Here is a 14,503-nt window from a genome sequence, read left to right as displayed (position 1 = left end):
TTGATATCATCAAGTGGACTTTAAATTATCAAGTGGAGGGGTGATGAGTCGAGACTACGGCCAATACTGCGGGCTTGCCCGCGCCCTCGACGTCGTGGGCGACCGGTGGAATTTATTGATCGTCCGGCAGCTGCTGGTGGGGCCCGCGCGCTACCAAGAACTCCGGGACGGCCTGGCCGGCATCGCCACCAACCTGTTGACCAACCGCCTGCGCGATCTCGAGGCGGCCGGCGTCGTCGAACGAAGGCTGGTCGAACGAGGACTGGGATCAGACGGCTCAGCGATCGCCTACGCACTCACCCCGTGGGGCGCCGAGCTACGCGAACCCATCGAAGGGCTGATTCGCTGGTCGACGCCGCTGATGATCCGCGGCTCCGAGGGCGACGAATTCCGCTCGGAGTGGCTGCTTCTCGCGCTGCCCGCCCTGTTCGCCGGCCGGGCGCCGAAAGACAGATCGGTCACCGTGCAACTCGCGGTGACCGGAGCCGCCGGTGGGGCGGTGCGGGTGCACGCCACGCCCACCGGGATCGATGTGACCATCCCCGATGCCGACCAGGTCGACGCGGTCCTACGCGCGGAGGCGCCCATCGTGCTGGGACTCTGCGCGGGCCTACTCGCCCTCGACGACGTCGCCGCGGTCATCGAAATTCAGGGTGAGAAGGACGCGCTGCGCGCCTTCTTCGAAGCCCCGAAATTGCAGCCGGCGTGATTGCTGTCAGGGACAGCTCTCGGTGTCGATGCGCACCACGCCGAAGTCGATCGACGTCTCGGCCGTGAAGCTCGCCCCCGGCGCGGGCGTGGATGTGCACACCTGCCAGTTGCGATCCATGATCTGATTGCGCCCCTGCCCCGTCAGGTCAGTCGACCCGCTGAAGAACACCTGGTTGTTGGTGAGCAACTGAATGGCGTCCTGAGCATCCTGCAGGTTCTTGCCGCGCAGGTCCGGCATCGTCCAGGACTGCGCGGGGGCGGGCGCGGCCGGCGCCGCCGGGACGACCGGCACAGAAGTCACCGTTTCGCGGACCGTCACCGTGGACGGCGCGGCCGACTCACCGCCGCCGCCACACGCCGAAACCACGACCGCCAACCCCGCCGCAACAAACACCGATCGAATCATGCACTCAGCCTTCGCAGCACCCTCGTCGTCACGATCCCCTGGCTCGGGCTGAACAGGTACGCCAGGGTGAAGGCAACCCCGTTGGCCAGCACCACCATCGGGCCCGACGCGGCGTCCAGGTAGTAGCTGAGGTAGATCCCGATCAGCCCGCACACCGCGGCCAGGCTCGGGGCGATCAGCATCATCCGTCCGAACCGGTCGGTGAGCAGATACGCCGTGGCGCCGGGGATGATCAGCAGCGCGACCACCAGCACCACGCCCACGGCCTGCAAGGCCACCACCGCGGTCAGCGCCAGCAGACCCAGCAGCGCCGCGCCGAGCAACCGCGGATTCAGTCCGATGGCATGGGCGTGGGTGGCGTCGAAGGCGTACAGCGTGAAGTCGCGGCGCTTGAACACCAGCACCGTCAACACGATGCCGCCCAGGATCAGCACTTGCACCAGATCCGCGCGCGAGACGCCGAGCAGGTTGCCGAAGATGATGTGGTTGAGGTCCACCTGACTCGGCGTCACGGAGACCAGCACCAACCCCAGCGCGAACAAGGTGGTGAACACGACGCCGATCGCGGCGTCCTCCTTGAGCCGACTGCTGTCGCGGACCACGCCGATCAGCGCGACGGCGAGCACCCCGAACAGCACCGCTCCCAACGCGAACGGCGCGCCGACGATGTAGGCCAGCACCACCCCGGGCAACACCGCGTGCGAGACCGCGTCGCCCATCAGCGACCAACCGATGAGCACCAGCCAGCACGACAGCGTCGCGCACACCACCGACGCCACCAGCGTGGTGATGGTCGCGCGCGCCATGAACTCCAGTTGCATTGGCTCGACCAGGAATTCGACGATGTTCATGGGCGCCCGAACGCTTTCGCCAGGTTCTGCGGTTGCAGCACGACCTCCGGCGCGTCGTGCATCAGCACGGTCCGCATGAGCAGGACGGCCTCGTCGGCCAGACCCGGCAGCGCCACCAGGTCGTGGGTGGCCACCACGATGGTCGACCCGCCGGCGGCGAGTTCGCGCAGCAGCGCGCTGATGGTGGCCTCGCTGTGCTTGTCGATCCCGGCGAACGGCTCGTCGAGCAGCAACAGCCTGGCGTTCTGCGCGATGCACCGCGCCAGGAACGCGCGCTTGCGCTGCCCGCCCGACAGTTGCCCGATCTGCCGATCCTGGTGATCGTGCAACCCGACGCGGCGCAACGCCTCGTCGACCGCATCGTGGTCGTCGCGGCGGGCTCGGCGCGTGGGGCCCAGGTGTCCGTAGCGCCCGGTCATCACGACGTCGCGCACCGACACGGGGAACTTCCAGTCGACGGCCTCGTTCTGCGGCATGTAGCCGATGACACCGTCCTTGCGGGCCCGCGCGGGCGTGCCGCCGTCGATCAGGATGCGCCCGGTGTCGGCGCGCAGTAACCCCATGATCGCCTTGAACAGCGTCGACTTGCCGGATCCGTTCATGCCGATCAGACCGCACACCCGGCCGGCGCCGATCGACAGCGACGCCTCCCGCAACGCCACCACCGCCCCGTAGCGGACGGTCACCGCGTCGACCTCCAGAACGTCGGTCACGGGCGGTGCCCGCCGGCGAGTCCCGCGACGATCGTGGACGCGTCGTACCGGATCAGGTCCAGGTAGGTGGGCACGGGTCCGTCGGCCTCCGACAGCGAGTCGACGAACAGCACGCCGCCGAACGCCGCATCGGTGTCCTCGACGACGCGCTGCATCGGGGCGTCGGACACCGTCGATTCGCAGAACACGGCGGGCACGTCGTTGGCGTCGACGAACTCGATCACCGAGGCGACGCGCCGCGGGGTGGCCTGTTGTTCGGCATTGACCGGCCAGATGTACTTCTCGGTCAGCCCCGCGTCGCGAGCCAGGTACGAGAACGCCCCCTCGCAGGTGACCAGGGCGCGCTGGTTGGCCGGCAGCCCCTCCAACGCGGCGACGAGTTCGTTCTGTACCTGCTGGAGTTCCTCCCGGTAGGCCGCGGCGTTGGTCCGGTAGTCCGGTGCGTGTTCGGGGTCCAGTTCGGCGAAGGCCACGGCCATGTTGTCCGCGTAGATGGCGGCGTTCAGCGGGGACATCCAGGCGTGCGGGTTGGGCAGCCCGGCGTAGGCGTCCCCGGCGATGTCGATCGGGTCGATGCCCTCGCTGACCACGACGTGCGGAGCGTCGGTGCCCTCGACGAACCGGGCGAACCAGGCCTCCAGATTCAGCCCGTTGTCCAGGATCAGTTCCGCGCGGGCGGCCTTCTTGATGTCACCGGGGGTGGGTTCGTAACCGTGGATCTCCGCGCCGGGCTTGGTGATCGACTCGACGATCAGGTGGTCCCCGGCGACGTTCCTGGCGATGTCGGCCAGCACGGTGAAGGTGGTCAACACCACCGGCCGGTCCGGTTCGACCTCATCGGCCGAGGTGCAGCCGCTCGCGGCGATGACGACCGCCGCCAGCGCCGCCGCGAAGCGCCGATGGGACAACCCGGCCTCCCAACCCCTAGTTCGAGGACCCGCTAATCGAAGTTCGACTGACCTTAAACTACCGCGCCCGGGTTGGTCCGGATCCTGCTGCTAAATCAGTAAGGTAGGCTACACATCGCACAGGTAATCCGATTCAGTCGGGGATTGAGCCGGAGGTTAAAGTGAGCTGGCAGAACATGATTCGCCGAAGCGCGATCGGCGTGGTGGCTGCAGCGGTGCCCCTGGGCTTTGCTACCGCCGTCGCCGCCCCAGCGTCTGCGGGTCCGAACCTTTGCGTGAGCGGCCCGTACGGGTACGCCAGCGCATGCGTGGATGTGCCGGGCGTCAACGTCTGGTACGACGGTCCGCGCGGGCACGGCAAGGGCAAGCACTGGCGTCACCACAAGGACGACTGAGTGGTCCCGCCGCCCTCGGGCGGCGGGTCACCCTCGTTTCTCGATCACCTGCTGGGCGATCTCGACCAGTTTGACGTTGGACGACTGGGACAGTTCGCGCAGCATCTCGAAGGCGCGCACCGCGTCGACGTCGAACCGTTCCATGATGATCCCCTTGGCCTGCCCGATCAGGTCACGACTGTTCAACGCCGACTTCAACTGCTCACCCTGGCGGCTGGCCAGGATGGCCGCCGCGGCATGAGCGGCCAGCACCTGGCCCAGCGCCTCGTCCTCGGGCCCGAACGCATTGGGCTGGGTGCTGAAGATGTTGAGCGCCCCGGCGTTGCGCTGGCTGGTGTAGAGCTTGAACGACAGCGCGCTGCGCAGCCCCAGATCGAGCACATCGGCCGTGAAGTGCGGCCAGCGTTGCTCATGCTCGAAGTCGTCGGTGCGCACGATCAACTCGTCGATCGCCGCCTCCATGCAGGGGCCCTCCCCGTGTCGAACCTGCAGCGCGTCGATGGTGTACATCAGGTCCGCGGTGGCGGCCTGGGTCTCGAACTTCTCGGCCTTGGTGAACAGCAGGAACCCGGCCATCTCCGCACCCGGCAGGACCTCGAGCACCGAGCGGGTCACGCCTTCGAGCACCTGATCGAGCTGCAGCGGAACGGCCAGGTTGCGGGCCAACTCCGCCATCTGGTTGGCCAGCGAGTGATCCGATTGGGCGCGCACCACCAAACTGTCGCACATCGGCCCCACCGCGATCCTCAATTACGCGTCGCGATGAGCGACCACACCGAGAACGCCACGGCACCCGCGATGCTGACCGCGGCGATGTAGAACCCGTAGCCGAGCGTGACGCCCTCGCCGACGTGCAGGTGGTAGTACAACGCGGTCAGCGCCCCGAGCAGCAGCGAGTTCACCAGCGCGACGACAGCCGCCCACTTCGCCGACAGCCCGCGCGCGGTCATCGCCCCGGCCACCAGCAGCGTCGAGGTCAGCAGGACGATCAGCTGCCCGGCGCCGAACCCCGCCGGCAGGGTCATGGCACCGGCCGTCCCGCCGATCGCGCTGGCCCGGCCACCGCCGTCGGCGCTCGTCGTCAGCCACGGCAACCAGGCGCTCACCGTCAACACGCCCGCGCACAGGGCCACCAACCAGCCGGGACGCACGCGAGTCATGCTCTGAGCGTATCCGTTTCGCGCAGTCGCCCCGGCGCCGACATTGCCCAGATCCGGTCCAGGCCGAGGCGCTCGAGGAACGCATCGTCGTGGCTGACCACCAGCAGGGCCCCGCGGTAGTCGGTCAGCGCGTCGACGAGTTGGTCGACGCTGGTGAGGTCGAGGTTGTTGGTCGGTTCGTCGAGCACGATCAGCTGTGCCGGTGGTTCGGCGAGCAGCAGCCGGGCCAGCACCACCCGGAACCGTTCCCCGCCGGACAGGGTGCCCACCCGGCGGTGCACGGTGTCGCCGCGCAGCAGGAACCGCGCGAGCTGTGCGCGGACGGTCTCGGCGTCCGCCGCCGGGGCAGCGGCGCGCACCGTGTCCAGGACGGTGGCGTCCTCGTCGAGCCCGTCGAGGCGCTGCGGGAGGTAGCCGACCCGGTCGGTGCGCAGGCCGGCGCCGCCCAGTAGATCGCGCAGCAGTGTCGTCTTGCCGACCCCGTTGGGGCCGATCAGCGCGATCCGCTGCGGCCCGGTCACCGTGAGCGTGCCGATCTGGGCGACCGTCCGGCCCGCCGGCAGCTGCGGGTCCGGCAGCTCGACGCGGATGTGCTCGTCGTCGCGGACCCGCGCCGCGGCGGCCGCGGCGGACTGGCGGGCAGCCCGCAGCCGGTCGTCGTGGCCGGTGCGCAGCTTGCCCGCCGACACCTGGGCCGCCGACCCACGCATGCTGGCCACGATCTTCGGCAGGCTGTCGCGGTTCTTCTTGGCGGTCCGATTGCGGCGGGCGAGCTTGGTCTCGGCCTCCACCCGCTGGCGCTTCTCGACCTTGACCGCGTGTTCGGCGGTGCGCACGGCCTGCCGCGCCGCCGACTGCTCGGCGTCCAACTGGGCCCGCCACTGCCGGTAGGGACCGCCGAACACCGTGAGCACGCCGTCGTGCAGTTCGGCGGTGTCGGACATCCGGTCCAGCAGCGCGACGTCGTGGCTGACGACCAGCAGCGTGCCCGGCCAGTCGGCGAGCAGGTTGATCAGCGCGGCCCGCGCGGCCCGGTCCAGGTTGTTGGTGGGTTCGTCGAGCAGGGTGACCTCGGCGCCCGTCACCCGGACGCCCGCGATGGCCACCAGCATCGCCTCGCCGCCGGAAATCGACCCGACGTCACGGTCCAGATCCAGGTGGGCCAGCCCGAGCTCGGCCAGCAGCGCGCGGGCCCGGGCCTCGATGTCCCAGTCGTCGCCGACGGTCTCGAAGTGCTCCGCGGCGGCGTCGCCGGCCTCGATGGCGGCCAGCGCCGCCCGGCGCTCGGCGATCCCGAGCAACTCCGCGACGCTGGTACCCACCTCGAGGGTCAGCGTCTGGGGTAGGTAGGCCACAGCGCCGTCGACGCTGACCGTGCCGCTGCCGGGCGGCAGCAGGCCGGCGATGACCCGCAGCAGGGTCGACTTGCCGGAGCCGTTGGCGCCGACCAGGCCGGTGCGGCCGGCACCGAAGGTGGCCGTGAGGTCCGACAGCACGACGGTGCCGTCGGACCAGGTGAAACCGAGATTGTTGAGAATGACAGACATGGCGCTCCTGCGAAGGGACGGCGGCCGGGGGTCAGCGTGCGAAGGCAACCCTGCTGTCGATCATGGGCACCACGGTAGGCACGTCGTCGGACGGCGGCAACCGAATTTCCTTAGGCTGGGGCGATGCAAGAGCTCCCGGGCTGGGCCCGGCACCTCGACCTCGCGCCGCACCCCGAGGGCGGCTTCTTCAGGGAGACCTGGCGCAGCGAACTGAGCATCGCCGCGCCCGCCCTACCTTCGGAGTACGCGGGGGTGCGCAACGCCGGAACGGCCATCCTGTTCCTGTTGCTCGGCGGGCAGCAGTCGGCGTGGCACACCGTGCGCAGCACCGAGCTGTGGCTCTATCACCGCGGCGGGCCGCTGCTGCTCGAGATTGGCGCCGAAACCGACACCGCGACAACGCATCTGCTCGGCAGCGACATCGCCGCCGGACAAAGCCCACAGATCGTCGTGCCGCCGGGGCACTGGCAGCGCGCGCGGCCCCGTGACGACGAGCCCTGCCTGGTGAGTTGCGTGGTGGTGCCGGGTTTCGATTTCGCCGACTTCACGATGCACGGTTGACCGGCAACGTCGATGCAGCTGGTAGAAACAAGCTGTGCAGCAGCTGGTGATCGAATTCAGTGAACCGTCCGCAGCGAGTGGCGGATTCGACCGTCTTCTCGAACTCGCGAGCGCGGGTGAGATCGCGATAGCCGACCTGGAGTTCGTCCACAGCATCGCCGGGGTGGCGAGCACCGTGGCCGCCGACCGGGTGGACCCGCGACTGGCCGCACTGGACGGAGCCGCCTCCGGACTGATCAGCCGACACGACCTGGACGCGGTGGCCGCCGAACTGCCGCACGGTCACACCGCGGCCGTGCTGGTCTACCGTGGTGGCGCCCTCGACGCCGCCGTGCAGGCCTGGACCGACGGCGGCTCCACGGTCAGAACGCTGCCCACGCGTTAATCTAGCCGGGTGATCTCGGTTTTCCTGGTCGACGACCACGAAGTTGTCCGGCGGGGGCTGGCCGACCTGCTCAGCGGCGATCCGGACCTCACGGTCGTCGGGGAGGCGGGTTCGGTGGCCGAGGCCAAGGCGCGCATCCCGGCCGCCAATCCCGATGTGGCCGTGCTCGACGTGCGCCTGCCCGACGGCAACGGCATCGACCTGTGCCGGGACCTGTTGGCCGCCCACGATCAGCTGCGCTGCCTGATCCTGACCTCCTACACCGACGAGCAGTCGATGCTCGACGCTATCCTGGCCGGCGCCAGCGGCTACGTCGTCAAGGACATCCGCGGGATGGAACTGGCCAAGGCCATCAAGGAGGTGGGCGCGGGGAAGTCGTTGTTGGACAACCGCGCGGCCGCCGCGTTGATGTCCAAGCTGCGGGAGGACACTCGCGGCTCCGAACCGGAAGACGCCCGGTTGCGCGATCTGACGCAGACCGAGCGCACGCTGCTCGACCTGCTCGGCGAGGGACTGACCAACCGGGAGATCGGCGAGCGGATGTTCCTGGCCGAGAAGACCGTCAAGAACTACGTCTCGCGACTGCTGGCCAAGCTGGGCATGCACCGCCGCACCCAGGCCGCGCTGCTGGCCGCCGAGCTGCGGCAGGGCCGTGAGTAGCGCCGAGGCCCGGGCCCGCAACGGCCTGGTCGACGCGCTGCTGGCGGTCACCTCCGACCTGAACCTCGAGCAGACCCTGCAGACCATCGTGCACACCGCGATGCGCCTGGTGGACGCCCAGTACGGCGCCCTGGGCGTGGCCAGCACCGAATCCCATCACCGGCTGGAACGGTTCCTGCACGAGGGCATGGACGACGCCACCCGCCGCCTGATCGGCCCGCTGCCCTCCGGTCAGGGCGTGCTCGGTCTGCTGTTCCACACCACCGAACCCGTTCGGATCGAAGACCTTTCGCAGCATCCGTCGTCGGTGGGATTTCCCCCGCACCACCCGCCGATGCGCAGCTTTCTCGGCGTCCCGATCCGCACCCGCGATCAGGTGTTCGGCAACCTGTATCTGACCGAGAAGCGCGGCGGTCGCCAATTCAGTGCGGACGACGAGGTTTTGGTGCAGGCGCTGGCCGCCGCCGCCGGCATCGCCATCGAGAATGCGCGGCTGTACCAGGCGGCGCAGACCCGGCAGCAATGGATCGAGGCGACCCGGGACCTCAGTTCGAATCTGCTGGCCGGACAGGACCCCGTCGTCGTGCACGACCAGATCGTGGACGCCGCGGCGCGGCTCACCGGCGCCGCGTACAGCGCGCTGCTGGTCCCCGGCGAGGACCACGCCCTGACCGTCGCCGCGGCCACCCGCGCGGAGCTGATCGGGCGCGCGGTGCCGGTCAACGGCAGCGCCGCCGGGCGCGCCTTCACCGAACGGAAGCCGATGCGGCTCAACGGCTTCGATGACTTTCAGGCCGCCGCGGACGGCGGCATCGCGCTGGTGCTGCCGATGCGCGAGCCGGCCGTGGTCTCCGGGGTGTTGCTGTGCGTGGCGGACGACCCGTCGGCCTGCACCCCCGAGCAACTCGACATGATGGCGGCGTTCGCCGACCAGTGCGCCCAGGCGTTGCAGTCGGCCACCGCGCAGCGGCGGATGCGCGAACTCGATGTGCTCTCCGACCGCGACCGCATCGCCCGCGATCTGCACGACCACGTCATCCAGCGGTTGTTCGCCATCGGACTGTCGCTGCAAGGTGCGCGGACCTCCGATGCCGAGGGCACCTCGGCGCGCATCTCCGGGGCGCTCGACGACCTGCAGGAAGTGGTCCAGGAGATCCGCACCGCCATCTTCGATCTGCACGGCGGGAGCGTGACCCGACTGCGGCAGCGTCTCGAGCAGGTGGTCACGCAGATGACGGCCGATTCCCCGGTCCGGGCCACCTTCCACGTCAGCGGTCCACTGTCGGTGGTCGAGGCCGGCCTGGCCGATCATGCCGAGGCCGTGGTGCGCGAGGCCGTCAGCAACGCGGTGCGCCACGCCGACGCCGCGGCGGTGTCGGTCACCGTCGAGATCGCCGACAACCTGACGATCACGGTGACCGACAACGGCGCCGGGTTTCCGGAGGTCACGAGCCGCAGCGGGTTGGCGAACCTCGACGCGCGCGCCCGCGAATGCGGCGGTGCGCTGGACCTCGGTGCCGGCCCCGAGGGCGGGGCCCGCCTCGTGTGGTCGGTGCCGCTGCCCTGACCGGGGCGCTCAGCCCGTGAAGACCTTCACAAAGTTGTTCAGCGACTCGCGGATGTCGCCCTTGAGCGCGCCCGCGACCACCATCCCGATGGGCCCGAACAGCGCCGGCCCGCCGAGGTGGGTGTCGAAGGTGACCACCGACCCGTCGCCCTTGGGCGTGATCTTGGCCATCAGCTTGATCTTGACGCCGCCGCGGCCGTCGCCGTTGAGCGTCATCGCCTGCGGGGGCTTGTAATGCACGATCGTCCACTTGACCCGGTTGGCCATCCCCTTGACCTCGACGATCGAGTCCAGGGTGGTGCCCTTTTCCAGCGTTTCCGGCAGCGCGCTGCGCCACACCCGATGGATGGTCAGCCACTCCTTGTAACGGGACAGATCAGCCGCGCACTCCCAGGCCTGCTCGGGTGGGAGCGGCACGTCCACAGAGACAGATAGCTTCGCCACGCGGGCAATTCTGTCAGGCGGGCGGAGTGTCCTTATGGTTGGGATCCGCCTGGGTGGGATCCATCTTCTGGACCGCGTCCTTGGCGGCGTCCTGGGCCTTGTCGACGTGCCCGGCGTATTTGCCGTCCGTCTTCTGGTCGACGAAATCGCCGGCCTTGTCGATCGCGCCGCCGACCTTGTCGGCGTTCTTTCCGAGCAGGTTCTTGGCCTTGTCGAGGAACGACATGGGTGCTGCGCCTCCCTTTCGATTGCGTCGGTTTCCCAGTGAACGCTAGTCCTCGACCTTCCACAACCGCCTCGGTTCGCCGAGGAATCGGCCCTGCAGCCACCACAACCCCTCGATCACACCCGCGGCGAGCAGGCCGATCAGCACTGCGCTGCTGGTAGTCGCCAGGTTGGACGGGTCCAGCATGAACAGGTGGCGGGCCAGCGGGATCGAAAAAATCACGATGTAGGCCAACCCGGACACCGCCACCAGCAGCACCCGCCACCACTGGTAGGGGCGGGCCACCGTCGCCAACACCCACCAACCCGCGATCAGCAGCGTGATCAACGCCGCCGTGGAGGCCTGGTTCTGGACCTCGCGGGAGACGTCGTTGCCCTCGTAGGCGACCAGGTAGGAGACGAAGGTCGCGATCCCGACCGTCATGCCCGACGGCAGCGCGGCCAGCATCACCCGGCGCACGAAACCGGTGTGGGCGCGTTCGTTGTTGGGGGCCAGCGACAGGATGAACGCCGGGATGCCGATGGTGAACCACGCCGCGATGGTGACGTGGATCGGCTGGAACGGGTACAGCAGCGGGTCGTAGTCGAAGATCTGCGAACCCAACCCGACGATGCCGACCAGCAGCGCCAACAACACCGAGTAGACGGTCTTGGTGAGGAACAGGTTGGAGACCCGCTCGATGTTGCCGATGACCCGGCGGCCCTCCCCCACCACGTAGGGCAGGGTGGCGAACTTGTTGTCCAGCAACACGATCTGCGCGACGGCTCGGGTCGCCGAGCTACCCGAGCCCATCGCCACCCCGATGTCGGCGTCCTTGAGGGCGAGCACGTCGTTGACGCCGTCGCCGGTCATCGCCACGGTGTGTCCGCGGGACTGCAGCGCGTGCACCATGGTGCGTTTCTGGTCCGGCCGGACCCGGCCGAAGGTGGTGTGGCTCTGCAGCGCCTCGGCCAGCGCGTCCTGCTCCTCGGGCAGCTGGCGCGCGTCCAGGGTGGCGCCGTGCAGACCCAACGAATCGGCGACCGCGCCCACCGAGACGGCGTTGTCACCGGAGATGACCTTGACCGAGACCTTCTGGCCGGCAAAGTAATCCAGGGTGTCGCGGGCGTCGGGGCGGACCTTCTGCTCGAGCACCACCAGCGCCGCCGGCGTCACCTGACCCGGGGCGTCGGGGGCGTCGACGGGACGGTCCGAGGATCCGAGCAACAGCACCCGAAGCCCCTGGGCGCCAATGCGTTCGGCCTCGGCGGCGGCCGCGGAGCCGGCGTCGAGCAGCACGTCCGGGGCGCCGATCACCCAGTTGCCGTGCTCGCCGTAGGACGTGCCGCTCCACTTGGTCGCGGACTTGAACGGGGCCGAGGCGGCGGCCTGCCAGCCCGGCGAGGTGGCGAACGTCTCGGCGATGGCCTGCATGCTGGCATTGGGCCGGGGGTCGTCGGCGGCCAGCGCGGCCAGCGCGGCGTCGATCCGGTCGCGCTCGATGCCGCCGAGCGCCTTGAGTTCGGCGAAGCGCATCCCGTTCTCGGTCAGCGTGCCCGTCTTGTCGGCGCACACCACGTCCACCCGGGCCAGGCCCTCGATGGCGGGCAGTTCGTTGACCAGACACTGGCGTCGGCCCAGCCGGATCACGCCGACCGCGAACGCGATCGACGTCATCAGCACCAGGCCCTCGGGAACCATCGGGACCAGCGCGCCCACCATCCGCAGCACCGATTCGCGCCAGCCCACGTCGGTGGTGAACAGCTGGGTGTAGATGGTCAACAGCCCGGCGGGCCACAGCAGGTAGGTGACGAACCTCAGGATCTTGTTGATGCCGCTGCGCAGTTCGGATTTCACCAGCGTGAACTTGCTGGCCTCCTCGGCGAGCTGCGCGGCGTACGCCTCCCGGCCGACCCTGGTCGCGCGGTAGGCCCCGGTGCCGGCGACCACGAAGCTGCCGGACATCACCTTGTCGCCGGCGTCCTTGGCGATCGGGTCGGCCTCCCCGGTCAACAGCGACTCGTCGACCTCAAGATTGGCCTCCTCGAGGATCTCGCCGTCGACGACGATCTGATCCCCCGGCCCCACCTCGATGACGTCGTCGAGGACCACCTCGTTGGGCGGCAGCGCCGCGGTGCCGGACCGGCGCCGCACCGTCGGCCGGGCCTGCCCGACGATGGCGAGCTGGTCCAGGGTGCGCTTGGCCCGGATCTCCTGGATGATGCCGATGCCGCTGTTGGCGATGATCAGCAGCCCGAACAGCCCGTTGATCAGCGAGCCGGTCGCCAGCACGATGCAGAACAGCACCCCGAGGATCGCGTTGATCCGGGTGAAGACGTTGGAGCGGACGATCTCCGAGACGCTGCGCGCGGCCCGGGTCGGCACGTCGTTGGTCTTGCCGGCAACGACGCGCTGGGCCACCTCTTCATCGGAGAGACCGGCGAGCGGCTCGACGACGGTCGTCTCGGTCATCGCGTGAAAGTTCCCTTGCCCTCGGCGTCGAAGTACTCGAGCTCCAACGTGTCACCGTTGAAACTAGCCTTTGAGATGGTGCCCGGCGGCGCGTTCTCGCTGAGGAAACCGAAGGTGAAGACGTTGCCGTCCCAGTGCGTCAGCGGCCACGGCTCGGCGTTGGGCCCCAGCGACAGGGTCAGCTTCCCGTCGCGTTCGGTCACGGTGGCCGGCCCCCAGTAGTCGTTGGCGTACGTGCCCGCCAGCTCCGGCAGCGGTGGTGCCGGGGCCGGCGACGTCGGCGGCGTCTTGCCCACCAGCGACCCGACCGGGGCGTCCAGGTCCGCGAACGCGTCGCGGTAGAGCCCACGCCAGTCCTCGCGGACCTCCCCGAACTGCACCAGGTCGGCGAATTCGGCGGTGAGGGTCTCCGGGACGCCGGACGGGGTGGCGTTGGTCAGCGCGACGATGCCGACGTCGGCCGACGGGAGCACGACGAAGTTGGCGGCGGCCCCGAGTTCGAAGGCCCCCGAATGGCTGAGCTGCGTGCGGGCCGCCGAGGTGGTGCCGACGTTGAACCCGTAGCCGTAAAACCCTGCGCGCATGGCCGGTTCGGTGGGCCGGCGGGACACGATCTGCGGGGTCACCGCGGGCAGCAGCGCCTCGGACCCGCCCTCGGCCAGGATCATCGTCAACCAGTGCGCCAGGTCGGCGACCGAGGAACTGACGCCGCCGGCCGGTGATTGCGGGTCGGCGTCACGCTGCAGGCGCGGCTCGTAGCGGTTGTCGATGCGCAGGTGGCCGACGGCCCGGTTGGATCGGTTCTCGTAGTCGGTGAAGCGCGAACTCGTCGAGGTCATGCCCAGCGGCTCGTAGAGCACATCGTCGGCCAGTTGCTCCCAGGACTTGCCGGCCGCGGCGGCCACCGCCTCGGCGGCGGCGGTCAGGCCGAAGTTGGTGTAGGCGTAGGAGGTTCGGAAGCCGTCGAGCGGGAGTTCGCGCAGCTTGCTCAGCACGTAGCCGCGGTCGTAGCCGAGGTCCTCTAGCAGATCCCCGGCGTGGTCGGGCAGACCGGAACGGTGGGCGAACATGTCGCCGACGGTGACCATCGCGGTGACGGCCGGATCCGCCAGCGCGAAGTCGGGCAGCTTCGAGACCAGCGGGGTGTCCCAGTCGATGGACCCGGCGCCGACCCGCCGGGCGACCACCGAGGCCGACAGCGACTTGGACAACGAGGCCACCTGGAAGACGGTGTCCCGGTTGACGCGGTTGTCCAGGGTGTCGTCCTCGCGGATGTCCTTGACGCCGAAGCCCTTGGCGTAAATGGTCTTTCCCTCGTGCACCACCGCGACCGCCATGCCCGGGATGCCCGAGGAATTCATCAGGTCCTCGGCGATCCCGGTCAGCTTCGCCACCGCGTTGTCGACCGCCGCGGCGGGCAGTTCCATGGTCGAGGGCCGCTCGGGCGCCTGACATCCGGACACGACCAGCGTCATCAGGACACCCAGCACCGCCGCGCGTTTCACACCCCAAACCGTA

The 14,503-nt window shown here is 69.3% G+C and carries 17 protein-coding genes; 6 read left to right on the top strand and 11 right to left on the bottom strand.

Annotated elements, in window-relative coordinates:
- Positions 1 to 43: 43 nt before the first annotated feature.
- Complete coding sequence (locus EL338_RS03935; RefSeq protein ID WP_126332534.1) at positions 44 to 709, top strand: winged helix-turn-helix transcriptional regulator; 666 nt, start codon at positions 44 to 46, stop codon at positions 707 to 709.
- 6 nt (positions 710 to 715) lie between these two features.
- Here the strand turns inward: EL338_RS03935 and EL338_RS26430 are convergent, their stop codons facing one another.
- Genes EL338_RS26430 through EL338_RS03915 form a run of 4 tightly spaced genes read right to left on the bottom strand, consistent with a single transcriptional unit; the run spans position 716 to position 3,589 of the window.
- The gene (locus EL338_RS26430) at positions 716 to 1,117 is read right to left on the bottom strand and encodes a hypothetical protein (RefSeq protein ID WP_235666368.1); all 402 of its coding nucleotides are present in this window, start codon (positions 1,115 to 1,117) and stop codon (positions 716 to 718) included.
- On the bottom strand, positions 1,114 to 1,968 hold the full coding sequence (locus EL338_RS03925; RefSeq protein WP_126332533.1) for a metal ABC transporter permease: 855 nt from the start codon (positions 1,966 to 1,968) through the stop codon (positions 1,114 to 1,116). Before EL338_RS03925 ends, EL338_RS26430 begins: the two co-directional genes overlap by 4 nt.
- Positions 1,965 to 2,681, bottom strand: coding sequence for a metal ABC transporter ATP-binding protein (locus EL338_RS03920; RefSeq protein WP_126332532.1), 717 nt, complete (start codon positions 2,679 to 2,681; stop codon positions 1,965 to 1,967). Before EL338_RS03920 ends, EL338_RS03925 begins: the two co-directional genes overlap by 4 nt.
- A complete protein-coding gene (locus tag EL338_RS03915) occupies positions 2,678 to 3,589 on the bottom strand; it encodes a metal ABC transporter substrate-binding protein (protein ID WP_126332531.1) in 912 nt (303 codons plus the stop codon). Before EL338_RS03915 ends, EL338_RS03920 begins: the two co-directional genes overlap by 4 nt.
- Before the next feature lie 161 nt (positions 3,590 to 3,750).
- Between EL338_RS03915 and EL338_RS03910 the strand changes: the two genes are divergently transcribed.
- A complete protein-coding gene (locus EL338_RS03910) occupies positions 3,751 to 3,984 on the top strand; it encodes a hypothetical protein (RefSeq protein ID WP_235666367.1) in 234 nt (77 codons plus the stop codon).
- 27 nt (positions 3,985 to 4,011) lie between these two features.
- On the opposite strand, the gene EL338_RS03905 is transcribed toward EL338_RS03910, so the two are convergent.
- From EL338_RS03905 to EL338_RS03895, 3 genes are read right to left on the bottom strand one after another with little or no spacing between them, the layout of a single operon-like run.
- The gene (locus EL338_RS03905) at positions 4,012 to 4,695 is read right to left on the bottom strand and encodes a GAF and ANTAR domain-containing protein (RefSeq protein WP_179967242.1); all 684 of its coding nucleotides are present in this window, start codon (positions 4,693 to 4,695) and stop codon (positions 4,012 to 4,014) included.
- 35 nt (positions 4,696 to 4,730) lie between these two features.
- Complete coding sequence (locus EL338_RS03900) at positions 4,731 to 5,144, bottom strand: hypothetical protein (RefSeq protein WP_126332529.1); 414 nt, start codon at positions 5,142 to 5,144, stop codon at positions 4,731 to 4,733.
- Positions 5,141 to 6,691, bottom strand: a complete 1,551-nt coding sequence (locus EL338_RS03895; RefSeq protein WP_126332528.1) for an ABC-F family ATP-binding cassette domain-containing protein — start codon at positions 6,689 to 6,691, stop codon at positions 5,141 to 5,143. The genes EL338_RS03900 and EL338_RS03895 overlap by 4 nt, the downstream gene beginning before the upstream one ends.
- 123 nt (positions 6,692 to 6,814) lie before the next feature.
- Here EL338_RS03895 and EL338_RS03890 point away from each other — a divergent pair, with 123 nt between their 5' ends.
- From EL338_RS03890 to EL338_RS03875, 4 genes are read left to right on the top strand one after another with little or no spacing between them, the layout of a single operon-like run.
- Positions 6,815 to 7,252 (top strand): cupin domain-containing protein, encoded by a 438-nt coding sequence (locus EL338_RS03890; protein WP_126332527.1) that lies wholly within the window; start codon positions 6,815 to 6,817, stop codon positions 7,250 to 7,252.
- Between the two features lie 34 nt (positions 7,253 to 7,286).
- Positions 7,287 to 7,637: a hypothetical protein gene (locus EL338_RS03885; RefSeq protein ID WP_126332526.1), complete on the top strand. Its 351-nt coding sequence runs from the start codon at positions 7,287 to 7,289 to the stop codon at positions 7,635 to 7,637.
- Positions 7,638 to 7,646: 9 nt separating this feature from the next.
- Positions 7,647 to 8,297, top strand: a complete 651-nt coding sequence (locus tag EL338_RS03880) for a response regulator (RefSeq protein WP_126332525.1) — start codon at positions 7,647 to 7,649, stop codon at positions 8,295 to 8,297.
- Entirely contained in the window at positions 8,290 to 9,864 is a 1,575-nt protein-coding gene (locus EL338_RS03875) for a sensor histidine kinase (RefSeq protein ID WP_179967159.1), read from the top strand. Before EL338_RS03880 ends, EL338_RS03875 begins: the two co-directional genes overlap by 8 nt.
- 9 nt (positions 9,865 to 9,873) lie before the next feature.
- Here EL338_RS03875 and EL338_RS03870 read toward each other — a convergent pair whose 3' ends face one another.
- From EL338_RS03870 to EL338_RS03855, 4 genes are read right to left on the bottom strand one after another with little or no spacing between them, the layout of a single operon-like run.
- Positions 9,874 to 10,308: a type II toxin-antitoxin system Rv0910 family toxin gene (locus EL338_RS03870; protein WP_126332524.1), complete on the bottom strand. Its 435-nt coding sequence runs from the start codon at positions 10,306 to 10,308 to the stop codon at positions 9,874 to 9,876.
- Between the two features lie 13 nt (positions 10,309 to 10,321).
- Complete coding sequence (locus EL338_RS03865; protein ID WP_126332523.1) at positions 10,322 to 10,534, bottom strand: antitoxin; 213 nt, start codon at positions 10,532 to 10,534, stop codon at positions 10,322 to 10,324.
- Between the two features lie 45 nt (positions 10,535 to 10,579).
- Positions 10,580 to 12,985 (bottom strand): cation-translocating P-type ATPase, encoded by a 2,406-nt coding sequence (locus EL338_RS03860; RefSeq protein WP_126332522.1) that lies wholly within the window; start codon positions 12,983 to 12,985, stop codon positions 10,580 to 10,582.
- Entirely contained in the window at positions 12,982 to 14,460 is a 1,479-nt protein-coding gene (locus tag EL338_RS03855; RefSeq protein WP_126336664.1) for a serine hydrolase, read from the bottom strand. Before EL338_RS03855 ends, EL338_RS03860 begins: the two co-directional genes overlap by 4 nt.
- Positions 14,461 to 14,503 lie beyond the last annotated feature (43 nt).

This window comes from Mycolicibacterium chitae (genome assembly GCF_900637205.1).
Classification (GTDB): Bacteria; Actinomycetota; Actinomycetes; order Mycobacteriales; family Mycobacteriaceae; genus Mycobacterium; species Mycobacterium chitae.
This window is presented reverse-complemented; position numbering and strand designations above follow the sequence as displayed.

Bases quoted from the DNA above. Each gene is read 5' to 3' on its own strand.
- EL338_RS03935 (WP_126332534.1), top strand. From the start codon at position 44: ATGAGTCGAGACTACGGCCAATACTGCGGGCTTGCCCGCGCCCTCGAC.
- EL338_RS26430 (WP_235666368.1), bottom strand. From the start codon at position 1,117: ATGATTCGATCGGTGTTTGTTGCGGCGGGGTTGGCGGTCGTGGTTTCG.
- EL338_RS03925 (WP_126332533.1), bottom strand. From the start codon at position 1,968: ATGAACATCGTCGAATTCCTGGTCGAGCCAATGCAACTGGAGTTCATG.
- EL338_RS03900 (WP_126332529.1), bottom strand. From the start codon at position 5,144: ATGACTCGCGTGCGTCCCGGCTGGTTGGTGGCCCTGTGCGCGGGCGTG.
- EL338_RS03895 (WP_126332528.1), bottom strand. From the start codon at position 6,691: ATGTCTGTCATTCTCAACAATCTCGGTTTCACCTGGTCCGACGGCACC.
- EL338_RS03890 (WP_126332527.1), top strand. From the start codon at position 6,815: ATGCAAGAGCTCCCGGGCTGGGCCCGGCACCTCGACCTCGCGCCGCAC.
- EL338_RS03865 (WP_126332523.1), bottom strand. From the start codon at position 10,534: ATGTCGTTCCTCGACAAGGCCAAGAACCTGCTCGGAAAGAACGCCGAC.
- EL338_RS03860 (WP_126332522.1), bottom strand. From the start codon at position 12,985: ATGACCGAGACGACCGTCGTCGAGCCGCTCGCCGGTCTCTCCGATGAA.
- EL338_RS03855 (WP_126336664.1), bottom strand. From the start codon at position 14,460: ATGACGCTGGTCGTGTCCGGATGTCAGGCGCCCGAGCGGCCCTCGACC.